The organism is Shewanella sp. MF08487, assembly GCF_050848685.1.
Taxonomy (GTDB): Bacteria; Pseudomonadota; Gammaproteobacteria; order Enterobacterales; family Shewanellaceae; genus Shewanella; species Shewanella glacialipiscicola.
Genome location: NZ_JBOZPB010000027.1, coordinates 37,470 through 59,091 on the forward strand (window position 1 = coordinate 37,470; position 21,622 = coordinate 59,091).

Annotated in this window: 35 protein-coding genes and 1 pseudogene; 11 read left to right on the plus strand and 25 right to left on the minus strand. The window is 46.1% G+C overall.

What is annotated here, in order from left to right; translation table 11 throughout:
* Positions 1 to 41: 41 nt before the first annotated feature.
* The 16 genes from ACRN9H_RS16545 to ACRN9H_RS16620 form a co-directional block, all read right to left on the minus strand.
* Positions 42 to 2,039: a phage terminase large subunit family protein gene (locus ACRN9H_RS16545; RefSeq protein WP_432315206.1), complete on the minus strand. Its 1,998-nt coding sequence runs from the start codon at positions 2,037 to 2,039 to the stop codon at positions 42 to 44.
* Positions 2,014 to 2,547 carry a terminase small subunit gene (locus ACRN9H_RS16550; protein WP_432315208.1) on the minus strand — a complete coding sequence of 178 codons (534 nt, stop codon included), beginning with the start codon at positions 2,545 to 2,547 and terminating at the stop codon, positions 2,014 to 2,016. The genes ACRN9H_RS16545 and ACRN9H_RS16550 overlap by 26 nt, the downstream gene beginning before the upstream one ends.
* Positions 2,501 to 2,836 (minus strand): HP1 family phage holin, encoded by a 336-nt coding sequence (locus ACRN9H_RS16555; RefSeq protein ID WP_432315210.1) that lies wholly within the window; start codon positions 2,834 to 2,836, stop codon positions 2,501 to 2,503. Before ACRN9H_RS16555 ends, ACRN9H_RS16550 begins: the two co-directional genes overlap by 47 nt.
* Positions 2,817 to 3,065: an Rz1-like lysis system protein LysC gene (lysC, locus tag ACRN9H_RS16560; protein ID WP_432315212.1), complete on the minus strand. Its 249-nt coding sequence runs from the start codon at positions 3,063 to 3,065 to the stop codon at positions 2,817 to 2,819. Before lysC ends, ACRN9H_RS16555 begins: the two co-directional genes overlap by 20 nt.
* Positions 2,947 to 3,450: a hypothetical protein gene (locus tag ACRN9H_RS16565; protein WP_432315214.1), complete on the minus strand. Its 504-nt coding sequence runs from the start codon at positions 3,448 to 3,450 to the stop codon at positions 2,947 to 2,949. The genes lysC and ACRN9H_RS16565 overlap by 119 nt, the downstream gene beginning before the upstream one ends.
* A complete protein-coding gene (locus ACRN9H_RS16570; protein ID WP_432315216.1) occupies positions 3,440 to 3,964 on the minus strand; it encodes a lysozyme in 525 nt (174 codons plus the stop codon). Before ACRN9H_RS16570 ends, ACRN9H_RS16565 begins: the two co-directional genes overlap by 11 nt.
* 445 nt (positions 3,965 to 4,409) lie before the next feature.
* Positions 4,410 to 5,087: a hypothetical protein gene (locus ACRN9H_RS16575; protein WP_432315218.1), complete on the minus strand. Its 678-nt coding sequence runs from the start codon at positions 5,085 to 5,087 to the stop codon at positions 4,410 to 4,412.
* 321 nt (positions 5,088 to 5,408) lie between these two features.
* A complete protein-coding gene (gene orn, locus ACRN9H_RS16580) occupies positions 5,409 to 6,023 on the minus strand; it encodes an oligoribonuclease (RefSeq protein WP_432315220.1) in 615 nt (204 codons plus the stop codon).
* Positions 6,024 to 6,031: 8 nt separating this feature from the next.
* Positions 6,032 to 6,385, minus strand: coding sequence for a hypothetical protein (locus ACRN9H_RS16585; protein WP_432315222.1), 354 nt, complete (start codon positions 6,383 to 6,385; stop codon positions 6,032 to 6,034).
* The gene (locus ACRN9H_RS16590; RefSeq protein ID WP_432315224.1) at positions 6,372 to 6,590 is read right to left on the minus strand and encodes a helix-turn-helix domain-containing protein; all 219 of its coding nucleotides are present in this window, start codon (positions 6,588 to 6,590) and stop codon (positions 6,372 to 6,374) included. The genes ACRN9H_RS16585 and ACRN9H_RS16590 overlap by 14 nt, the downstream gene beginning before the upstream one ends.
* Positions 6,591 to 6,645: 55 nt before the next feature.
* Positions 6,646 to 7,902, minus strand: coding sequence for a tyrosine-type recombinase/integrase (locus ACRN9H_RS16595; protein ID WP_432315226.1), 1,257 nt, complete (start codon positions 7,900 to 7,902; stop codon positions 6,646 to 6,648).
* Positions 7,892 to 8,578, minus strand: a complete 687-nt coding sequence (locus ACRN9H_RS16600; RefSeq protein WP_432315228.1) for a replication protein P — start codon at positions 8,576 to 8,578, stop codon at positions 7,892 to 7,894. Before ACRN9H_RS16600 ends, ACRN9H_RS16595 begins: the two co-directional genes overlap by 11 nt.
* On the minus strand, positions 8,575 to 9,324 hold the full coding sequence (locus tag ACRN9H_RS16605; protein WP_432315230.1) for a helix-turn-helix domain-containing protein: 750 nt from the start codon (positions 9,322 to 9,324) through the stop codon (positions 8,575 to 8,577). Before ACRN9H_RS16605 ends, ACRN9H_RS16600 begins: the two co-directional genes overlap by 4 nt.
* A 168-nt stretch (positions 9,325 to 9,492) precedes the next feature.
* Complete coding sequence (locus ACRN9H_RS16610) at positions 9,493 to 10,098, minus strand: hypothetical protein (protein WP_432315232.1); 606 nt, start codon at positions 10,096 to 10,098, stop codon at positions 9,493 to 9,495.
* 157 nt (positions 10,099 to 10,255) lie between these two features.
* On the minus strand, positions 10,256 to 10,879 hold the full coding sequence (locus ACRN9H_RS16615; RefSeq protein ID WP_432315234.1) for a hypothetical protein: 624 nt from the start codon (positions 10,877 to 10,879) through the stop codon (positions 10,256 to 10,258).
* A 31-nt stretch (positions 10,880 to 10,910) separates the two neighbouring features.
* A complete protein-coding gene (locus ACRN9H_RS16620; RefSeq protein WP_342900756.1) occupies positions 10,911 to 11,114 on the minus strand; it encodes a Cro/CI family transcriptional regulator in 204 nt (67 codons plus the stop codon).
* A 59-nt stretch (positions 11,115 to 11,173) separates the two neighbouring features.
* On the opposite strand from ACRN9H_RS16620, the gene ACRN9H_RS16625 reads away from it, so the two are divergent.
* Positions 11,174 to 11,896 (plus strand): S24 family peptidase, encoded by a 723-nt coding sequence (locus tag ACRN9H_RS16625; RefSeq protein ID WP_432315236.1) that lies wholly within the window; start codon positions 11,174 to 11,176, stop codon positions 11,894 to 11,896.
* On the opposite strand, the gene ACRN9H_RS16630 is transcribed toward ACRN9H_RS16625, so the two are convergent.
* Entirely contained in the window at positions 11,888 to 13,015 is a 1,128-nt protein-coding gene (locus ACRN9H_RS16630; protein WP_432315238.1) for a hypothetical protein, read from the minus strand. The two genes, ACRN9H_RS16625 and ACRN9H_RS16630, sit on opposite strands and share 9 nt — an antisense overlap.
* 152 nt (positions 13,016 to 13,167) lie before the next feature.
* Here ACRN9H_RS16630 and ACRN9H_RS16635 point away from each other — a divergent pair, with 152 nt between their 5' ends.
* The 10 genes from ACRN9H_RS16635 to ACRN9H_RS16680 are packed head-to-tail and all read left to right on the plus strand — an operon-like array spanning position 13,168 to position 17,254.
* A complete protein-coding gene (locus ACRN9H_RS16635) occupies positions 13,168 to 13,521 on the plus strand; it encodes a hypothetical protein (protein ID WP_012196661.1) in 354 nt (117 codons plus the stop codon).
* Positions 13,518 to 13,778 carry a pyocin activator PrtN family protein gene (locus ACRN9H_RS16640; protein ID WP_006082040.1) on the plus strand — a complete coding sequence of 87 codons (261 nt, stop codon included), beginning with the start codon at positions 13,518 to 13,520 and terminating at the stop codon, positions 13,776 to 13,778. The genes ACRN9H_RS16635 and ACRN9H_RS16640 overlap by 4 nt, the downstream gene beginning before the upstream one ends.
* Before the next feature lie 25 nt (positions 13,779 to 13,803).
* Entirely contained in the window at positions 13,804 to 14,151 is a 348-nt protein-coding gene (locus ACRN9H_RS16645; RefSeq protein ID WP_432315240.1) for a hypothetical protein, read from the plus strand.
* A 30-nt stretch (positions 14,152 to 14,181) separates the two neighbouring features.
* Positions 14,182 to 14,811 carry a hypothetical protein gene (locus tag ACRN9H_RS16650; protein WP_432315242.1) on the plus strand — a complete coding sequence of 210 codons (630 nt, stop codon included), beginning with the start codon at positions 14,182 to 14,184 and terminating at the stop codon, positions 14,809 to 14,811.
* Entirely contained in the window at positions 14,808 to 15,197 is a 390-nt protein-coding gene (locus tag ACRN9H_RS16655) for a hypothetical protein (RefSeq protein WP_432315243.1), read from the plus strand. The genes ACRN9H_RS16650 and ACRN9H_RS16655 overlap by 4 nt, the downstream gene beginning before the upstream one ends.
* A complete protein-coding gene (locus tag ACRN9H_RS16660) occupies positions 15,194 to 15,844 on the plus strand; it encodes a hypothetical protein (RefSeq protein ID WP_432315244.1) in 651 nt (216 codons plus the stop codon). The genes ACRN9H_RS16655 and ACRN9H_RS16660 overlap by 4 nt, the downstream gene beginning before the upstream one ends.
* On the plus strand, positions 15,841 to 16,149 hold the full coding sequence (locus tag ACRN9H_RS16665; protein ID WP_432315246.1) for a hypothetical protein: 309 nt from the start codon (positions 15,841 to 15,843) through the stop codon (positions 16,147 to 16,149). Before ACRN9H_RS16660 ends, ACRN9H_RS16665 begins: the two co-directional genes overlap by 4 nt.
* The gene (locus ACRN9H_RS16670) at positions 16,150 to 16,419 is read left to right on the plus strand and encodes a hypothetical protein (protein WP_432315248.1); all 270 of its coding nucleotides are present in this window, start codon (positions 16,150 to 16,152) and stop codon (positions 16,417 to 16,419) included.
* A complete protein-coding gene (locus ACRN9H_RS16675) occupies positions 16,416 to 16,646 on the plus strand; it encodes a hypothetical protein (RefSeq protein WP_432315249.1) in 231 nt (76 codons plus the stop codon). The genes ACRN9H_RS16670 and ACRN9H_RS16675 overlap by 4 nt, the downstream gene beginning before the upstream one ends.
* Positions 16,643 to 17,254 (plus strand): hypothetical protein, encoded by a 612-nt coding sequence (locus ACRN9H_RS16680; RefSeq protein ID WP_432315251.1) that lies wholly within the window; start codon positions 16,643 to 16,645, stop codon positions 17,252 to 17,254. Before ACRN9H_RS16675 ends, ACRN9H_RS16680 begins: the two co-directional genes overlap by 4 nt.
* A 180-nt stretch (positions 17,255 to 17,434) precedes the next feature.
* Here ACRN9H_RS16680 and ACRN9H_RS16685 read toward each other — a convergent pair whose 3' ends face one another.
* The 8 genes and pseudogenes from ACRN9H_RS16685 to ACRN9H_RS16720 all read right to left on the minus strand — a co-directional run.
* Complete coding sequence (locus tag ACRN9H_RS16685) at positions 17,435 to 17,566, minus strand: hypothetical protein (RefSeq protein WP_432315253.1); 132 nt, start codon at positions 17,564 to 17,566, stop codon at positions 17,435 to 17,437.
* 21 nt (positions 17,567 to 17,587) lie between these two features.
* Positions 17,588 to 17,953 (minus strand): hypothetical protein, encoded by a 366-nt coding sequence (locus ACRN9H_RS16690; RefSeq protein ID WP_432315255.1) that lies wholly within the window; start codon positions 17,951 to 17,953, stop codon positions 17,588 to 17,590.
* 473 nt (positions 17,954 to 18,426) lie between these two features.
* A complete protein-coding gene (locus ACRN9H_RS16695) occupies positions 18,427 to 18,957 on the minus strand; it encodes a GNAT family N-acetyltransferase (protein ID WP_432315256.1) in 531 nt (176 codons plus the stop codon).
* The gene (locus ACRN9H_RS16700) at positions 18,954 to 19,223 is read right to left on the minus strand and encodes a DUF1778 domain-containing protein (protein ID WP_432315258.1); all 270 of its coding nucleotides are present in this window, start codon (positions 19,221 to 19,223) and stop codon (positions 18,954 to 18,956) included. Before ACRN9H_RS16700 ends, ACRN9H_RS16695 begins: the two co-directional genes overlap by 4 nt.
* 157 nt (positions 19,224 to 19,380) lie before the next feature.
* Positions 19,381 to 19,710 carry a hypothetical protein gene (locus tag ACRN9H_RS16705; RefSeq protein WP_432315259.1) on the minus strand — a complete coding sequence of 110 codons (330 nt, stop codon included), beginning with the start codon at positions 19,708 to 19,710 and terminating at the stop codon, positions 19,381 to 19,383.
* Between the two features lie 178 nt (positions 19,711 to 19,888).
* On the minus strand, positions 19,889 to 20,584 hold the full coding sequence (locus ACRN9H_RS16710) for a hypothetical protein (RefSeq protein WP_432315261.1): 696 nt from the start codon (positions 20,582 to 20,584) through the stop codon (positions 19,889 to 19,891).
* A 109-nt stretch (positions 20,585 to 20,693) separates the two neighbouring features.
* Positions 20,694 to 21,179 (minus strand): hypothetical protein, encoded by a 486-nt coding sequence (locus ACRN9H_RS16715; protein WP_432315263.1) that lies wholly within the window; start codon positions 21,177 to 21,179, stop codon positions 20,694 to 20,696.
* A 355-nt stretch (positions 21,180 to 21,534) separates the two neighbouring features.
* A pseudogene (locus tag ACRN9H_RS16720) lies at positions 21,535 to 21,622 on the minus strand (IS5/IS1182 family transposase); the annotation flags it as partial.

Here is a 21,622-nt window from a genome sequence, read left to right on the forward strand (position 1 = left end):
CTGTTATCCTTGGCTTTATGGTATTTACTACAGCCTATTTACTACAGCCAACCGCCAGAACTGCTACCGCCGCCACCGTTTAGGTAAGCCGCATTCGCATTGGCCTGTTTTGCGGCTTTGGGTTTAGGTTCTTTGGGTTGGTCGCTTGATATGGCGATCGGGGTAACTTGTGAAAGTTTGTCGAGGTTGATGCCGAACTTTTCTATCGCGATATACAGCGCGGCTAGGGCGTAAACAAAACAGTCTAATGCCTCGTTGCGGCGCTTTCCTGCAGACCATTTATAGATAACTCGCCCTTTATCGCGCACCTGAACCTTGCGTTCACTGGTGAGCTGTTGCAGCTCAACGTCATCACATACCGCTTCGTTTAGCGGAAAGTGAATCGCTCCGGGTTTACGCACATCAACATCGGGCGCAATCCGCAACATCGACATCAACAACTCTTTGGCGTTGTCGGTACCGACCTCGGTTAAGTACACGCCTTTGGCGGTTCGCTTGCGTGGAAAGTTAGCAATCGGCTTGCCGTAGACGTTGGCGCCTTTAAGTGGGATGACCCGCATTAGCCCGAGCTTTTTACTCATGGCATACACGTCATCGGTGTAATGGCCGCCCGAGTCCCAACCCGCTACGCCGATATTGAGCACAACACCATCGGCACGGGCATAACTTTTGGCGATACGCTCGGCCACTTTGTCTTTTAATACTTGGCTTGCGGGGTCGCCGTGTAAAATAAAGCGGTCGATTAATGCTGCCTCTTTACCCGCGCCCCAACCCCAAATGCGGCCTTCGTAACGGTCGTCTTGGGTGTCGATACCGCAAGTTAAATACACCACCCAGTTAGGCACTTTGCCACTGGGGTACATTTCGCGGCGCTTTGCTAATTCTTCCCACTCTAAGCGCTCGCCGTTGTCGTTATCCCACGGTTGGCCTAGCTTAGTGTTGGTGAAGGTTTGCAGCTTTTCTTTATCGCCTTTGGCTTTAAAGAACTCAGTAACCAATTTCGCCCAGCTGTTGAGCGAGTTATAGGCCGACCATATGTGAATCGAGATATTGGGCGGCGTGGTGATGTCGTTTCCGTCGGCATCATAAAAGTCTAAAAAGTCTTTTGTGCGGATGCCGGTGTTTTCGCATATCCACACTGCGCTTGGGTGCAGCTCCATATCGTCGAGCTGATTGTTTTCGATACAGCAACCACAGTGCTCACACAGATAATAGGCTGTGCTTGGGTCGTGCTCACCCTTCTCATTCTTGCGCCACTTAATCCCAAAGGCTTCTTCAGGGCCGCCCCACTTTAAATCCTGCAGCTCAAAGCAGTGCGGGCAAGGCAAGTTGAACTTAAAATAATGCGGTGATTCGCTGCAGGCTTTTTCAATCTGGCAGGTACCGAGCACTTTAGGCGTAGAACCGCGGATCGACTTGGGGAACATCGACAGTTCGATACGAGTATCACCAAGCGATGTGGCGTTACCTTCGTGCTCGATGGATTCATCAAAACCCGCTAACTCATCGTAGATCACATCATCGGTGGAGATTTCGCGATAGTTAGCGGCAGCGGTACCACCGCGCACCATCAACGTTTTGCCATTGGTGAATATTTTATCTTCTAGCGTGCTGTCTTTATGCTTGCGCCCCATCCAAGGTGCAAGCGCGCGCCAAACGGGAATATCACGAATCGCTGTTTCAACGTGCTTTTTCATGAAGGTTTTGGCTTGACCATCACGAGGTTGATAGATCAGCACGTTGCGTTTTTTGTGCTCAATCTTGTAAGCAGCGTTAGCCATGAGCATTTTGGTGTAACCGACCCGCGCTGACTTCATTAAGTTAAGCGTGCTGATTTGGTCGTTACCCATGGCATTAAGAATGCCAATTTGAAACGGTAAGCTTTCCCACTTGCCCTCGGTGTAACTTGACTCAGACGACATGTAAAAATGCTCGTCGGCATATTCAGAACAGGTGAGCATTGGCGGGCGATAGAACGAACGCAGCCCAGCGGATACGGCGGCTTTCAGATTTTTAATCTGCGCTGCCGATATACTCATCTAATAAATCCTCAATGCCATCCGCGAGATCGGCGGCGGTGTTTTGGCTTTTAATCACCTCCGCCTTGATAGCGTCGATTGTGCGTTCTGGAATGTCGGGAAATTTGCGTTTTACCCGTATATGTATTTGATCAAGCACTGGGGCAATTTGCGCAGCAATGCGATTTAGCACAAAGGTAGCAAAGAGTACTTCGACCACTTCTTTACGGTCTTTTTCGTTTTTAAGCTCTTGGCCATCGGCTTGTGCACGGGTTAAGCGCCAGCGTTCAAAATCGATATTAGGCGCATCGGGATCATCTTCATCGGGTTTAGTGATGGCTTTTTTGCGCTCGTTGGCGACCCTGTTACCCACCACATCGGCCATTTTGTATAAACACTCACGACCGCGCTTGCTGTGCACTGGCACGTCCCACTTATCAAAAGCTTGGGTGCTGATCTCAAGGCTTTTGCATAGGTCGGTTTTACTCAGTAGAACAGGCTCGGGTGGTGATGGTTGAATGCGGGCCATTAGGATGCTCCACTTGTTTTAGCAGGGCGGCTTTCAGTTGCATGTCGGCAGCGTGAAGTTCTTGTTTGCGCTTTTCGTCTTTTTCTTCTTGTAAGCGCTCACGTTGACGGCGAAATTCTTGATAAGCAATGTTGCCCAAAAAAGTGAGGAAGGCGAGTAATACGCCAATTAACATCGCCACTTTATCCATAGTAAAGGCACCTCCCAATGTGCTCATTAGTGACGATATATAGGCACTCAACGTAAACCCTTTTTGGGTGGCAACATCATTAATGTATGGATTGTTCATGCTGTTTTTCCATTCGCCATGTTTCGAGTTTCTGCCAATCGGTATCACACTTGGCGATCACGGCTAAGAGTTGAATGATGCAATCGGGCAGATCGGCATTAGCGTCTGAACTACATTTGGCTGGCAGGCACTGGCTCATTAAAGATTGCGGCGGTAACACATATTGGGTCTGCTTGGTGACTACGGTGCGCACAATAGGCGGCGTGCTTGAGCAGCCGCTTAACATCATGAGGCACAGCAGTATTAGCCCAGCTTCGGGTTTGTTCATTGGCTGAGGTCCTTAGTTTTTTAATGGCATCTCGCTGATCAGCAAGCTGACGATCAATCTCGGCCTTGGCTTTAGCGGTTTGTTCATTGAGCGCTAAGGTAAAAGCGTAATCCTTAGCAAGCCTGTCACGTTCTTTTTCCTGAGCTTGCAGTTCATCGGTGATGTCTGTGAGATCATCTTGCAGCATGCGCTGGTTAACGGCGGCGGTTTCTAGCTGCGAGTATTTTAACGCGAGGTCAGCTTTAACGGCGGTCAGACTTAAGCCAAGTAGCGTTATCACTATGATGAGCGCTGCGATTAAATACAGGTGCAGCGAGCCCGTGGCATTAATGATTTTATTCCACATATAAATCCTTTAAACAGATTGGTTGCTCTTTTGCGCGGCGGGTAATTAAGCCTGGTAACTTGACGCCCTTTGCATAAACAAAACCATTACAGCCATATTTGCCACACGCCTGTGTGAGTTGGTGGCAAGCGGCCACCCGTTCGCCACGCAGTAACAACTTGCGCAACGTTGAGGTTTGAAAAGTGCCGGAGCCAAAGTTATAAATCAGACTCAGGTAAGCGGCATGCTCACCCTCGGTAAGTTGTACCGGATACGTTAGCCGCCTAAGCTGCCGATCGGCTTTGCCTAAATCCTTGGCGAACATTTCAATACATTGTTGTTCACTAAAAAACTGATTGCGCTCGAGCTCGGGGCCAGTGTGACCAAAACAAGCGGTGATAATATCCACCGGATCAAGATAGGTGTGCAGTATTGGCTCGCCGTTTGGCGCTTCGGCTGGTGCAATTAAGTTAGCACCCGCTAGCGCAACGGCAGAAGTCAGCCCCAGTGCCATGAGCCTTTGCTTTAATGACATGGGTCTTACTCCTTTAAAATGAGGTTAGCCTTAACGCTGCCAACGGTTAGATCAACGGTGAGGTAAGCCGCCTCTAACAGCTGATGTTTTTAGTGTCTTTCAACGTCCGTAGCGGCAATGTCGAACACCACGGCAACACATACCCACCACGACCACCATTGCAGCGGCCGCTTTTGTTCAGCAGGGGTTAGCTAACGAACAGCTATTTGGATGTTTGCGAATAAGAAATGGCGACAAATAAAAAGGGCCCCTAAAAGGAGCCCTTGGCAGAGAAATAACGTGCGACTGAATAAATGTAACCTTAGCAAGCGTATACAAATGTACTCGATTTTAAGGGCCTTGAAAGCGGCAAATGTGCCGCATAAAGCGACAAAAGTGCCGTTTCGGAATTTGTAAATATGTGATACGTGAAAACTTAATCACAGAGGATTTATCGTTTTACTTATCACTTAAGTGATTTTTCACTCATTTCCACTAGTGTGAAAGCTGCTCTAACATTGCCGATCCGCCCAATTGATTTGGCAGCAAATATCCAAAAAACAAATCCAAAAAAGATACCTAAAACAAACCAAGTAACTCCAAGAACTTCAGACCATTCAAATATTTTAAGTACAGAAAACCAGATATCTTTTTCAATTACATAAACTCCAATAGCAAAGCTTAAGGAACCTAAAAAACCAAAAATCATGTACGATATTAAGAAAATAATTTCTCTTGGGAAAACACTAATGCTCCCTATTGATTTTTTTATGTAATTATTTTTTAAATTTATTGAGTTAAGTTTGTTAGATAGCTTTAGGTACTCTTTCCCTTTTACAAACAGTTCGAATGCACGACTTGGATTTGAATACTTTAGCAAAACGTTGATCTCGTCATACGTGAGACTGCATCGATAAATCAAGCTAAAAACCTGCTCAGTGAGGTACCGTTGCTTTAAGCTTGGTTTATGGAGATTGGCACTTAAACTGGACTGAGCTATTTCAAGATTTTTATGACGAAACTTGTTTTTCTCGAAATAAAGGTCAAACATCAACTTAATAAAACCGATCAATACCGTAAAAGTAGCGGTTATAATCGCTAAACTTGGCCAAGTAATGGCCTCTGTTGTCGCAACACTTGGCATTCAAAACCTCCGTATGTTTGTTCTACGCACTTATAGGATCAAAAGTTGGTATATTAGATCCCTGTCGATCTGCTAATAACAGCACATGCATTACAAACAATTTTCAGAAAAATATCAATTGGTTAGTATGGATTTATAAGTGAGTGTGGGAAGGGTGTTTTAGGGGGCTCATAAAACAACAACCAACCTCCCCAAAATTCTCATATGTAGTGAAGCATTGCGCGTCACCGCCCCCGCAGTGAAGCGAGCCGGAAGGACCCGTGATGATAATAGGTCTCACCCAGCCATGATGATAACAATTCTCACTTGACTTATCCGCGCCTAACCTATTGACAAAGATGATATTTCACAGCCAAACAACTCGTCGCGATAGTACTTGAGTTCCGCTATCGATTCCCTAATATCGGCTAAGGCTTCATGCTGATACTGCTTAGCCTTAATCGCATTACGCTCTACATCAGGCGCCCAAGCTCTAGCTGCTAGTCCTAGTGCTGATATGTCCAGCTGCCTGTAATGCATGTACTCATGTAGCTCAGGCATTTGGCACATGATAAACGAACGATCAAACATGATTGAGTTACCCGCAAACACTACACCCGTCTTAGCTTTACGCTCATGCTTAGGTATTCCCAGTGCTTTCAGGTGTTCGATAACCATCTGCTCAGCCTGTGCTAACGATACTGATGACGCACGAACAGCAGCTAACAACCCACTCTTGGTATGCACATCTAACGCCCACTCGTGTGACCTTGCAATGCTCTCATCATCTTGATGTACAACAACGTGCAGCGCTTCACCCACTTGGTTTAGTTCACTATCAGTAACGATAAAGGCCAGCTCAAAGATAGGGTAATACTCCATACCCAGCATCCCATTGTCTAAGCGGCCGTTAAGCCCACCCGTTTCTAAATCACCAAACAAAAAGAATTGATCCACTGTCCACCTCACTTTGCTAATTGAATCTCTGCTCTTATCAACCAATACACATACGACTTCTTACTGTCGAACCCCATCAATGCCCACTGGCCTTTGCACACGTAACAGGTGCGAATCGCCCGAATACAGTTTGGCGATAAGCACTCAATCATTCTATCAAACTGGACCACATACTTAGGAACGCTCAACTCCCTAACCAACACACACCCATAAACCTGCACCTCACCTAACTTATCGCAAGCACTGCGATTAGCAAAACCTATACCGAGTTCTTGGAACGCCCAATAACGACCCCAGGCATTGAGCCCAGCACGAAGGGCTTTCATGTTAATAACCTGCTCTTGCGCATCACATACCCGCATTCGCCACCTCCGTGATCTGGTCTATCGATAAATGAAATACATCATCCACTATTGAGCGCAGATGGTTATAAGGCACGTTACTCTTGCCATTCTCCCATCGCTGATACGTTCGGCGGCTTATCCCGTAAAACGCCGCCACTTCGTCCTGAGAAAGCCCCTTGATCGCCCTGCCTGTTTTTAGAATTTTTGCAGCTGGATGACTCATAAAACCACCTTAAATTGTGCCATTGCATACTCTTGTAAGGCTGATGCAACGATCATCACAGCCACCCACTCGCACCAAGGGTTTGAGCACTCCCAACTTTCTTAGGCGATCTAGGGATTATCTCGGGCGCTACCTCACTAAAACCGAGCGAAATTAAATGCGCGTGATACGCATCAAGCGCACTCAACATGCCCTTATCCAACGTCGAATGAACATAGGTACGCAAAAGCACAGGCAAAGCATGATTAAGCAACCGCTCACCCACCATAGTATCTACGCCCATATCTTGGATAATCGTCCGGCAAAGCTTGCGCAAATCATGTGAGGTAAACTCCTTAAACCGAATCGTCTCACTCCAATAATGCGCAGTACGCTGGCTAATCGCGCCAACATCACCCGCAAACAAAAACGCCCGCTTACCCACATTTTTAAGCTGCCACTGCAAATAATGCTGGATCAACGCCTTAGCCGTAGGCGTTAACGGTAGCCGGTGTTCTTGGCGGTTCTTCGCGTTCGCCGCAGGAATAAACCAAAACTCACCCGCAAAATGCTCCCATCGTGCCAATCGGGTTTCACCAATGCGCGTCCCAAACATCAGCATCAACATAAACAACATCGCCACCGGCATAAATGCATCACGCAAAGCCACAAACAACGGCCCTAAGTCCGACTCCATCAAGCGCGTATCAGGCTTAGGTGATAAGGTTAAACTCATAGTCACTCGATACCCCATCAGAGGATTAAGCAATAACAACCTAAAATCAGCCGCCAAACTCAACGCCCGCTTAAGCACATTCACACTCAAACGAATATAATGCGGCGCATAACCCTCATTCAGCATCAGCTTCACCAACGCACTATCGACCACCAAAAACGACAACTCAGCCAAGGCCACATCCCCCAACTTAGGCAACAACTGCTTACGCATAATCGACCTACAGTTATCACGCCAGCTCGGGCTTAACGTCGTATTACCATCCAAATAATCCCCATACCACAACAGCAAATCAGTCACAGTCGCAAACTCACCGCGCAACACATCCGCGCCCGCACTGCGCTTAGCCAGCATCACAGGTAAATCCGCTAAAAACGTCTTAATGCACATGCTTGGCCACACGCCTTGCTTCTTCCAAACCGTCTTATCCCCCTCATTAATCACCAAATGCACACTCGCCTTCGCCCTATCCGCCGTTGCCCGTAAACGCACCTCAGGAAACTGCGGGTCCCTAAAATCCCGCGTCAAACCGCTACGTAACCAACGGCACAGCGCAGCATCGTTCAACTTACCCACCTCAACCCCGCTAGCAGCCATCGTTTGCCCCCTTAAGCCCAAGGTTTGCCCGTAAATTAGCAATAATCGATTTCGCCTTTGCCGCCTCAGTGGGCCGCGTCACCGTTTCAGGTAATGCCTTTGGCAATTCCACATCGGTCAACTCGCCACGGCTAAAGCGCCTGCATAACACTGTGTAATTGCGCTCAAAGGTCATTAACACGTCCTTTTCAAGCCCAGTCGCAAACATCCAACTGCCCGTCTCGCGCACCGCTAAGCGCACCACATCGTGGCTCCACGTATGCTTATCAGGGTGATGGTAATGGCGCGTTGCCTCCTTAAACGCCGCTTCCAACGTGGGCAATCCCAAATCACAGGCAGTCGGTTGGCACCACAAAGCAAACTGGCGCGGTGTCGGCCAAAACTGCCTATCGCCCTGCTCGCGTCTAGCGCGATTAAGCCCCGCTTGCACTTGCTCACGGCTCGCAATCCCCTGCGCCGCCAAGGTTTTAAGCCACTCGCCTTTGTGGGTCGCTTCGTCCTCAGGCCGCGGCGCACTCACAGGAAACAACACCCGCAACTTGCTAAACACGCTGTCCACAATCGCCATATCCATCGCCGTGGGCTCGGGTTGTGCTACCCGCGCGCCCTGCCCAACCAGCGGCTGGCGGATTAAGGTCTGCAGTGATTTCATGCTCGTATTTTGCTTGGCAGTCATATCAAGGGATCCTCAGGGTCATACACCGCATGGCGCCAATCCACTTGCCCAACCGCGGCGGCCATCGGTCTTGGCAACGGCGTTAGCCAATGGCGTTCGCGGATAAACTTGGTAATACCCAACACAAACTGGCCGTTCGCGCTAAAGCCCCAACTGGTGTCCAGCGCCGCAGCCTCCTTCAACCAAGTCACCGCCAACACGCAATCGGCGTCGGTCAGTTTTTCGGCCTTCCACGCCTTCCACGCAGCCGCATCCGTCCCGCCCTTTCGATGAACGGGATACGCTTTAAAAAACGCATTGAAAACCAACTTTGAACAACTCGCAGGACAAGAGTCTTTTAAAGATTCCTTGATAGGTTCAAAAGAGTGACTGATTCCGGTGCTATCTGGTGGCACAGGGGGTCTGCTATCTGGTGGCATACCTATGCTATCTGGTGGCACCCCTTCGGTGCTATCTGCTAGCACAGGGGGTGCTACCTCGTAGCAGATTGAAATCGTGTAAATATTAGTTAAATTTCCCTTAGGTCCCTTACGATTTTTAATCGTCACAAACCCCATATCAACCAAGGCCGCAATATGCTTTCTCACTGTGCTATGACCAATCTCGCACTGGTCAGCAATATGCTGATGGCTCGGCCAACACTCGCCATTATCGTTCGCGTTGTCGGCCAGCTTAATCAACACCAGCTTGCGCAGTGGATTACCCACCTTGGCCTTCATCGCTTTTACCATCAATTCCATGCTCATAAGCCACCGCCTAACTGCGCGACAGCCAGCACAAAATTGACGAAATCATCATGTATACGTAACATGTAATCGCCTCTCTTAGGTATTAAGCCCGCACTCAGTCGCCAAACTTCAGCGGGCTTTCTTATTTCAACTTCAACCCTTTATGTTTTGTCACATCATCAATACTCAGCCATCCAAGTGATAAATATCCCGCGCCAAATTAGTCCGTAACTGGCTATAAATATCGCGCCGCTTGATATGCTTGGCCTGATTAACGGGGTCAATCCGTGTCACCTCAATCGAACGTTCGGCGCGCATTTCTTCCATCTGCAAGTAACCCAAAAACCAATCCACGCACACCCGAGGTAACATCAAAGTGCCTTCATCACCTAAAATCACTCGACGCACCACTTTGTTGGCGATCTCCACTAAGCTGACGGTATCTAACGCCTCTAACTCGGGTTGCGTTCGCAACAGCTCAACAATGCGGCCCACCTGCAAGCGGCTAAAATTATCAAACGTGCTAAAACCGTAAAAAGTCGCTAACTCACGCCGTAAATCAACTTGGCACATGGGTAAGGTGTTTTTACTCAAAGCTGCCGCCTGCATCATCAGCACGTTAGCCTGAGCAACCAATAACGCGACCTTTGAATCGACCACTTCATCCTCTCGCCGCATATAATCCGCAAACGCTGGTGTAACAGGTTCATCATCACGATTCGCAGCATCGCCATGTACCGAACACGCGGCGCCGCCCTCCAAACAACAAATCAAACATTCAGGATCAAACATACCGCCCCCTTGCATGCCTTAAGCCGTGGTATCAAGGCCGACAATTGACCCAAAGCCCATGCTTACGTAACATGCTGTTGCCTAACTTAGGTATTAAGCCCGCTGCCTCCACAGCTCTAGCGGGCTTTCTTATCTTTACCGCTAATCAACATGCCAATCACTTCTCGGCCGCGAATTGCGCCGCCTTACCGCCATGACTCGCTAAATACGGGTACGCCAGCTCTAACGCCGCCATGCTGGCTTGCGTAGTCGCAGCCGACTCTTTTAACTCACGGTGCGCCGCCACTAACTGCTCACGCTTCGGTGCCGGACCCAAATGGATCACCGCCACTTGCGCCTCGGCGTTCTCTTTGGTGAGCGATGCCGCCATATCGGCCACATGCAACACATGGCCGTCACTCATGCGGTCGGCAATGACCGTCACCCCGGTGCAACCAAACACATCGTTGAGATACTGCACCCGCAAATGCTCAGGCAGCGCCGCCACCAGTGCTTGCTCAACATGAAACAAGCGATCCGCCTGTGGATGTTGGCCCTCGTATTGGCCAAGCCAACGGAACAGCTTTTGGGCATTTATCCGCGCATCGTTGTGCACATCTTGCGTGCTCGCAAAGCTAATCCCCTCCGCCGCTAACACCTCACACAGCCCAAGGCGCTCAACCGCCACAACAAAATCTATCGCCAGCGCAAAGCGTGTCATCTTGGGTAACTCCAATACCCGATGAATCGTTTTCATCAACAAATTCAGACGGCTATCATTTTTACGTGAATGGGTTTTCATGTGTACTGTCCTCCTTCAACCTACAGTGAACCTAAGCCACACTCGCGGGCTTAGGGTTATCTAAAACAACAACGGGGTTAACTTTGAGTGCGCCATCAGTTAGGCGCTCAATTTGATAAGCGCGGAGTTCGGGCACGTCTTCACCCCATTGGCTAATTGCAGAAGGTTTGATGTTCAAAACCTGAGCGAGCTTGGTTTGAGAACCATAAAATTTGACGGCATCATCTTTTGTCATGGGTTGATCTCCACACTGAGCAAATAAGTTTTCTTACACAATAGAAAGAAAGGAAACTTATGTCAACAAAAGATAAGATCACTTACATGAAAACACTCGGTCAGCGCATACGCGAAAAGCGTAAAGAATTAGGCATCACCCAAAAAGCACTTGGTGCTTTAGTTGGGGTTTCTGCTGTTGCAGTAACTCAGTGGGAAAAAGATGAGACAGCCCCAAAGGGCGCAAATTTATTTGCTTTAGCGAAATCACTGAAATGTGATCTCAGCTGGCTTCTAAATGGACAAGTCGCTACGAAACCTGAATCGAATGCCGAATGGGCTGGCGGTTTTGACCTATGGGACAGCGATAGTCCACTGGGTGAAGATGAAGTCGAAATCCCCTTTTACATGGATGTCGAACTATCTGCGGGTGAAGGTATTACAGAAGGTGTTGAGTATAAAGGCCCTAAGCTACGCTTTGCCAAAAGCAGCCTTAAGCGCCAAGGCGTAAACACGGACCATGCGGCCTGTGTCAAAGTGAATGGCAACAGCATGGAGCCCGTATTACCCCACGGCTCAACTGTGGGTGTGGATACCTCAGCCACCGAAATAGTTGATGGTAAAATGTATGCCATTAACCACGATGGCATGATGCGCGTCAAAATGCTCTACAAACTCCCCGGCGGTGGCCTGCGCCTACGCAGCTACAACCTCGATGAGTACCCCGACGAACATCTGGACACAGAAAAGCTAAAACATATCAAGATCATCGGTAAGGTGTTTTGGTACTCAGTATTAATTTAGCCTGCACGTACAACCAATGTAATATGGCGGCAATGTTTTTATTGAATTTAAATTTATTGTTTTAATATTTTTACTTTTGCATGAATTGCATTTATTAATCCCTAACTCATTCCTCTTGTTATAACTAAAACCTTTTAAATTACGCTCAGCAATAAAAAACGTATTAATAATCAAACTTGACTTTATTATGTTAAAATCATAACAGTCCTGCAGCGCTTTCCCATTTTCTATATTTAAACAAAAAAGATTCTCGCAAGGCCATTTTTTAAACAACCGTTCTTTGAATTCAGGATGGTTAATAGCAAACTCATGCGCTTTCTTCACTCGATGTAACTTTTCAGTGAGCACATCCTCAAACATCTCATTTACATCTTTCACTCTTAGCATTTCTACAAGTTTTGTAAGGCTGATATCATCTCCTCTTACCGCGAAGTCATCCCTAACCGCTCTATGCCATTTATCATAGTAAACATCATCTTCATCATCAACAACATGAACACCGTTAAACTTATACCTATCCATTAAAAACTTTAAGTAATAACAATCTTCAACAAAATCAGGTGATTTAATAAAATCTGTAATTTTTTCTATTTCTTTATCTTCAAATTTAAAATCTGGCAGTTTAAACATTTCTAAGCATATTTTTTTATTCTTTAAAAACTCATGCTTATTTGATTCAGTTTTCAATTCTTGATACTCCACAAGCTCACACTGTGCATCAGTCAAAAACAAGTCAAAAGTAGTACACTTTACTTTGTGAACGATAAATAAATAACAAAGGATATAAACTGATTTGTAATTGCCTTCATACTCATCATAAAAAGGGGCGTCATCGATTACCTTTCTGATAAAGTTGGCAATATCTGAATCAATATTAGAAAAGACAAATTCAAACGGCGCCCCTTTATTCAGTACAAATTGGTGCTCATTTAATATCGTAACGGAGCTAGCCACTGTCAATGCTGCTGCATCATCAGCATAAGAATCGATTTGTTTATGATTTTCTCCCCTTTTTTTATCCTCTTGTTCAGCCCATAAGACAAGCTTTTGCCACAGATGCTTAGTGAGAAAAAATAAGAACAATAAAAACAAACCTGAAAATGCGAACATAAATGCCATAAACCCTCCTTAGTTCAATCGCTTACTCTACATTAGCACTCGTTCAAAAAACCACCAAAACAAAAACACTCAAAAATAAGTTAACTTTTCAATTGACGGCAAAGATAAGTTATCTTATCTTTCACCTTGTGCCCACTACCGAGGACAAGGAAATGATTCTAGCGAAAGTTCACACCACACCTAAGCAACGCGATGAGTTTCGTCTACTGGTTGCAATACGTTTTGCCTGCTTGATGGCGTTGGCCAAGGGCCACACCGACCCAATGGATTGCCCGCGAGTGCAAGCCCGTTGTGCCGAACTGGTCAAGCATTTTGCCTATCACCACCCTAGCCCTGCGTTTTACCGCCAGTTCATCCGCCACACGGGCGAACTCGGGCTCAACTTCTGCCTGCGCTTTACTGAGCCCCAACAAGGTTTGTACGGCAAGGTGATGGTGTGGCGTAACGAACAGGCGGCCACTAACGTGCATCCGCTGCAACTCACCCAAGCGGAGCAACCAACATGAAAGGCATCAACACCGCGTTTTTGCTTATGGCCCAGTTCAACAAAGTGATAGTGCCACTGGATCAAATCAGCAAAGAGTATTTTGGCCTCGAACCCCGTACCGCGGCCAACTATGCCAAAGCCGGCCGCTTGCCCTTAGCCGCCTTTCGCACCAGTAACAGCAACAAAGCGCCTTGGATGGTCAATGTCACCGACCTTGCCGAATACCTCGACAAGCAACGCGACGCCGCCAAGCAAGATCAAATCAACTTAGCGTAATCAGCGGCTCAGTGGGGAGGTATCTATGTTTTTTGTTTACGGCGTGTCCATGACCTTAGCGAAAAATCAAGCGGCCAAAAAGTGCAGCACCTCAGTAGGCGCGCACCCTAACCGCCGTCAACTGAGCCCCGACGAGTACCAAACTAAGTTGGATGATATGGCGCAGCACTTGTTTGAAACCATGAAGCCACAACGCCTGTCGCATTCGTTATCGACACCCGCGCTGTGCCAGCAATACATTGTTTTAGCCATGACCCAAGAAGCCCACCGCGATGTGCATATTCGCTATCACAAGCTGTCGGACAAGGTGAACCCCAAAACCAAGAAACCCATCATCAATCTGGTGGTGTTTAACGGCGAAGCCGCAGCTTAGCCCTGCTGATTCAAAAGGAAGGAATAGCGTATGACACACCCAACGAGAGCGACATTTTTAAACGATGTGGCCGAACATCAACTCACCATTCTTAAAGATGATGGCGTGTTCCGCCACATGGTACTCAGCCAAGGCAGCTTTGAGCATCGCTTTGAGATCACCACATGGCCGCAGCATCTTTGCATCAGTGGCGATATGGGCTGTTACGTATTTTCTCGGGTTCAGGACATGTTTTGCTTCTTTCGCCAAAGCGGTGATGACTGGGGCGTGAATGCGAGTTACTGGGAAGAAAAGGTACTGGCTGAGTGTAAAACCGATGGCACTCGTGAGTTTGATGCCAAGCAAGCCGATCAACGCCTTGAGCAGTTTTTGCAGTGGTTTATTGAAGGGCTTGACCCAACGAACGAAGAAGAAGCAGAGGCGATTAACAGCGCGACCAATGCCGTTAAGGAGTTTACCCAAAACCGCGAGAACGCCGAGTGGGATGTGGTTTATCGCCTCAATAATTGGGATGAAGAAGATGCGGGCGGCATGACGTTAGATGATTTTTGGGATGGCTGGAAAGACCCTTTCACCTATCGCTTTATCTGGTGCTGTTTCGCGATTGTGTTTGCCATCCGCCAATACGACGAAGCCACCCAAAGCAAGGAGGCAGCATGAGCAACGAACATGATTTTTACGCCAAACATTACCCTTGGCTCAATGCAGATCAACGTGAGTGCTTTGACTTTCTCTGTGACATACACGGCGGTGGCAATCACATGTTTGGCAAAATCCAAGCCTGTGGTGAGCACGGGTTATCAATCAACAGTACTAGCGCGCATTACATGTCTACCTTCGACTATAGCGCCCTCACGACTGCAGTTGTTCTTGCACATGACCGCATGATCCGCTTTCAAATCGAGCCATCGGGCCCGCGCATGTTAAAGCTCGTTGCACATAAGCGCCATCAGCGTGAAGGCCGAATGAATGAGCGTCACCCAACCATAGAGGACGCGATTAACAATGTAAGGAAGCAATACCCATGTGACGAGGTGGCAGCATGAAACAGCGCCCTATTATCTTCAACACCGAAATGGTGCAAGCCATCCTTGATGGCCGTAAAACCCAAACGCGCAGAATGTTTAAAGCTCAGCCGCATGATGATTGGGCGCCATTTTCTAAAAATGCCGAATGGTATACACCGACAGTGATTGATAAGCACGGATTCTATCAACCAGCCAATGATGAAGTTTTTGGCGTTAGCGATGAAGATTGCGCGTTTGTTTCGCCGTTCGGCACGCTTGGTGATCGGCTGTGGGTGCGTGAGGCAATGACCAAAGCACACTGGCCTGATTTGCATTATGTCTGTGGCGGATTAACGGCAGGCACAGGTGATGAAGATTTTGATTACCGTGGCGCAGAATATCGCGGGTTTATTCCGTCTATCCACATGCCACGCTGGGCGGCGCGCATTCTGCTGGAAGTCACTGTGATCAGGGTTGAGCGATTGAATGAGATCTCAGAAGACGATGCCATAAAAGAGGGTTTTGATCATTCACGCTCAGCCGCGGCGAAATCGGCGGGCTGGTATGAGAAGCCGCGCACCGCATTCCTGCGCACTTGGGAGCAAATCTATCACAACGTTGATGCTAACCCGTGGGTGTGGGTGATCGAGTTCAGGGTGATCAGTACCACAGGCGGTGAAGCATGAACCACTTACTCCCAGGCTTTGAATCACAAGAGCGCGTTGCGTTATTGCTATCGCTCACCCGTATTAGTTCGCCCGAGGTGATTGCCGCGTTAACGCTGCATTACACCAGCGCCCTGCCCGCCGAACGCGCGGCAGCGAGCCACGGGATTGAACTGTCGAACTTTATGCGCGGGCAAAAGAAGCTGGAGCAAATCGCCGCCACGGTCGAGGCCATTAAAGCCATCGACTGGGCCAAGCTGCAATTAACTCATTTGCAATCAAGCGCTTTGCTAACAAGCCCTTTGCAACCGAAGCAGGTGGCCTAAATGACTCAATCAGCGGCGTTTCGCCATCTGCTAAATCATTACCGCAGCCATAAGTTAAGCCTGTTACTCAAGGCCAAAACGGGCAACAGCATCAAAATCGCACTGGCGCTCGGCGCGTTAGATTGCCTGTACTGGCAAGCATTGGGCAACGGGCAAACCAATCTCGCCAAGGGCATTAACCGCACCATAGTGTATTCGTACCGATATCACCCAATGCGACTGCCCTGCCATCCGCTAGCCACTCGAACAGCGAATAAGGAGGCCGCATGAACATGTTCAGCACTAAAGAGGGCGTGGTCACGCTATCTAAGCCCTACTCCACCTTGATGTGCGATCAACAGCAAATCGAAGTGAAGTACACCCCAAAAAATTACCGCGGCTGGGGCATTTGTAAGTCTTTTAACGCCAGCGAGTGCAGCGACTTTGGCCAAGCCGACGCCGAAGTATTCGCACTCAATGCAGAATCAAAACTCAGGATAAAAGGAGAAGCAGTATGAGCACACCCAAGATTAAAGCGTTTCAAGTACAAGAACATTGCGAGGGCGCAGCGTGCATTGTGTTTCACCAACATGCTGCTGCCGCTCGTCGCATAGGTGCGGGCGAACTCAACCTGACGTTTGAAGATGATATGTCAGTCACTCGCTGCCCTGAATATGACCAATACGCTGAGCAAGGCAACGTGCCTTATCAAGTGTTACTGGCCGATGGTTGGTGTTTTACCTGTTACCAGTGCGGCAACCTAATTAGTGCCGAAGACGATGAAGGCAATGCGACAAATATTGACGCGGTGATCTGCGTCGGTGAGGCGTTTTATTGTAACGCGGCGTGCCAATCACATAAGCAAGCTGACATTGCGCAGCACAATGCCAAAGCCGACGCCTTTAAGCAACAGCTGTTATCACTGCGCCCTGATCTGACCTTCAAGGCCTTTAACGGTGCATATCCACAACTGTATTGCACTGCGACATTTACTTTTGAGGGTGCTCAATATGGCGGCTCAGTGGCCTATGACAAGGCTGGCGAGCTTGATTGGCGAGTATCAAACACTGATTTGCCCGCATGGCAAACATACCAAGCCCAGCGCCAAGGAGAAGTAGTAGAATAGAGTTGTTAATTAGGTACTTAGTAGGAATTAAAATAACTGATAAAGATATCAATTGAGATAATTCTTAATAAAAATCTAAAGGCTAAAACTATCAGATGCAATTCACTTGAAACTAGTTACTTTTCGATAGAGATCAAAAAAGGAGCAAATGCTCCTTTTATCTGTATTCAAGCAACGGATCTAAGCAGCTAGTTTAGCTTTACTTTGAATTGAGCGTTGAAATTCAGAATTGAGTTGCTGCATACGTTTAGCACAATTTTCTGCTTTATCAAGCAATTTAGTTACTTCAACATGATCATAGCGTTTTTTCATATTCCTTGCTCCATTTATATATTAAACGTAAGGTTTTTCATCTAAAGCAGCTATAGCTGCTCCAAGTGCATCATAGCAATGGCTTTCTATCGCTACAGCTAAATCTCTTGCTAAGCTAATATACTCATCTAATCTTTGAATAGTAGCTTCAGTAATTTGCTCTAAAAATGTAGATAAACCAACAATGATCACCTTATACTCTTCAAGTATAACAACCATTTCAGTGAAATTTGGGTCGTGTGCTCTTAGATCTTCAATAGGCGCTAATTTTGCAGTTCTTAACATCGAACTGATATCTCCAAAAATAGAACCATGCAACCCATTGAATCTTTTTACTGCCTCAGCAATTTGCTTAGTTTGAACTTCATTCTGTTCTTGATCAGCCATTCGACGTCTACTTGTCTATTTGATTATAACACAAATTCAATTGAGGCGAGATTGTACGGAAAACAAACTGCCTATACAAGTAGTTTAGTACTAATTTTTTATACTCAAAAAGTAGCCTATGCCTAAGACTCTCACACAAATATACGCCAAGTACAATAAGTATGAACTTCAAATACAATTTTAGTTCTACTATTATATTAAATGGTAGCCCTTGCGAATAAAGTGACATAAGTCTCTATCTAAAAGAGAAATTTTGGTCAGTTGAGCTACATATTTAACTATTCTCTTAACTGCCCAACCTATCGTTCGATGACACCAGTGTGTCAACCTCTGGGCTACAGCGATTAGCTCTTGAACTAAACTCTGTTGCCAAGTTGCTCCAGCTAGGTTGTTGTTAGCTTATTGGCGACTTTCACGCAGATTATGTAAGCGCTGTTCTTCGTACCAAAGGGCAAGGAGACAGCATGAAGCATCTAAGTGAACAACTGACCGACTGTTTTCATTGGAATAAACATTCTTACGCGACCATTGATTTCACAAAGAACCTCGAAACCATATTTTGCGTAGAATGATTCAGCTTGGCTAGTTAAGCAATCGACAACAATGGCATAAGCTCTCATGTGAGCGTTAATTTCCCAAAGATATTCTAGCGCTTTGATTAAGCTAGCTTTACCTAACCCATTACCATGAAACTCTTTATGTACAGCAAGTTGAGCAAGCAGAAAGACCGGAACGGGATAGCGTGGTAACTTTTTACCCATAGCTTGCGGCAAGGTATCACGGCAAATTGAACTTGGTGCGATAGTATAAAATGAGCAAATTGGATATTTTTGATTGGGCAATGGCATAACAGCAGGTAAAACCATTGTACGGCTAATACCTGCTTGCATGTGTTTCGCTGCTTGAGTTTGGATAAAATCGTTTAACTCTGCTTCACCACAGTCAAATGATGCTCTATCGTGTTGTGATTTATCCAATTCTTTAAACGTTTTGGAGTAACTCACTTAAACTCACCACGTTTAGTAAATGCTGCCGCTTCACGCAATGCCTTGTTCGGGGCCCTAGCCTCATCACAAGCCATTATGAATTGGTCGAATACATCAGCTTTAACCGTAATGCTTTCGTGCTCAGCAATCACCTGAGTTGAATCTTCGTCCATTAAGCGAACAACGTATTCAGTTAAGCTTTTTAAACCAAGCAAAGCCGATGCTTTCTCAGCCTTAGCTTTGATCTCTTCATCCAAACGGATATCAAGTCTTGCAGTCGCCATAAAACCTCCTATCGTACGGAGTGAATCCGTAATGGATTGGAGTATAAAGTTTAAACAACCGCAGCGCAACTTGTACGGACACAGTACGGATGCGATTTTATTGATGTATGGGGGTAATGCTCGCCTAAACTGCCGGAGATCAGATTGTAGGCGCGTGTTATATGCGGAATTCCATAAGTTTGTTTCTTAGTTGATCATCTTCTATGAAAGCCAACCTGTGCACGAATGTACCAAAGATGACGAATTCATGGCCTTCAACTTTAGATTTAAGTTCGTTGCCATCAACCCTAATACATTTAAATACTAACTCTCCATGAGCTTCACCATTAACCATAAAGAGTTCCCCAATTTGGGGGATTTTTGTAATTGTATGTGTACTTAATGAAATTCTTCCTTTTGCTGTTTGCGTAAAGCTCTGGTTAACAATTGCGGGATCCTGCTCACCAGGATTCCCGAATGATAAAAGCAATATTTTTTTTAAGCCCATTTGATTCCTTTAACCCTTTAAATTTACGATGCTCAGAAACATAACGCCGAGTTCAGCGGCAGTTTTTAAATTGTAGTTTTATGGAACACTTTTGCGCAGCAAAACCATAAAACCGCGAGTTTAAAACAGTCCAGCGCAGGCAAGAAGTGCCGGAGCGATGCTGGAACAGCTTGTTATGTTAACAATTTAGTGGGTCTATTCCTATGCTTCGCACATGTAAAAAACCTATAGGTTCAATAATGTATTTTTTACCATTTATAATAATGGATGGTAACTGGATAGAGTAATTTTCCAATTTATACTCAATATCTCTTGAAAAAATACTTATTGATGCACCCGAATTAAAATACTTTTTACCAAATAATGTGTTATAGCCAAAAAAGGTATTACCAATTATCTTTGACGTTGGAATTACACGGAGATATTCATCTTTATTAGTGGACTCACCAGAATTAGCATTTGAAATATTCTCTGTCCGTGTAATTAATTCAGTAATCGTTACATTCCATATTTTGTTTGTTGTATTGTCAGTAATGACAATTTCGTCGCTCTCAAACTGAAAATATGTTCCAGATGGTGCAAGAATTGAAGCTGTAAAATAAAAATTATTAAACCTCTCGTTTTTTGCAGAACTAGAGCTAGATACTTCGAGCTCAACTCCCCCACTAAGCTGTATTGATATTTTATTCGCAGGGCCAGAACTTCCGCAGCCACTACTGTGTGTAACTCCTTCGCTATATATTGGCTTGTAGTAATCTCTAACTACTGGCGCACACGAGACAGATAGTATTGAAAGAGAAATTATAAATACACATTTTTTGAAAAGCATATATGGCACACAATTTCCTTGGAAACATAACGTCTTAGTGCGCATGTGCGTTTACCTCATTAGCCAATAAAAAACGCGATACAGCTAATTAACTGTAATACATTAAAGTTATCAGTACGTTACCAAATACACAATCAGGAAAAGCGTGCATGCACTATTTTAACTCGTCTTTAAGCTGCTCAATCTGCCGATCGATAGATGACACCAACGTATCGGCCTCTTGGGCTGCAGCGACTTGTTCCTGAGCTAAGCTTTGTTGCCACGTAGCACCGGCTAGGTTGTTATTCGCATACTGCCGACTTTCGCGCAGATTACGTAAGCGCAGGTCACGTTCAGCAATCACCCGCTTACGATCACCCTCAAGCCGAGTGATCTCTCGGGTAATACGTTGCTTCTCGATATAGGTACTGATTTCTTTTTTCTTATCAGAAGTAGCGTTTGAACTCACGCTTGATTGAGAAATGCTGTCACTGCTTTTAATAAAGCTACCGATGCCACTTAAATCAACTGGCTGACTGTTTTCATCACAAGGATCGGCCTGATACTTTCCATCAGCACATTTATAGACTTCAGCATTAGCCGAAAAAGTAGGACCGACCGTTAATATCAGCGCGAGTATTATTAAAGATTTTCTATCCATAGATCACCTCAATGTTTATTGAGCAATCATATCACCAGCGGGGAACCATGAAACAACTTTTTAAAATCGGTGATCCTATAGTGAACCACACTTTTAACCACCTTATATAAATCAGATAGTTAAATTAAAATCTTACCAATCCAACATAGGCGCAATGCTAAATGTTCTATCGAGTGATAAGTTGTCAATATTCTTGTTTTTCAACATATTACTATTTTTTTCATTCAGGGACATGATTAACCGTTTCCAACCACTTTTTGGCTTACGAAGTTCATATTTCTCCTGGGAAAGTGCGAATTCATTCTCAAGTTTCAACATGACTAGGGTCTGTTGATCTTTGCTGTACAAATGTTGCTCAGCAATACATCGGCAGCCACATTAACATAAACGCCAGTGACACCATACTGGCGTAATTTCTTGCTAGCTTGTCATATCTTGTTGAT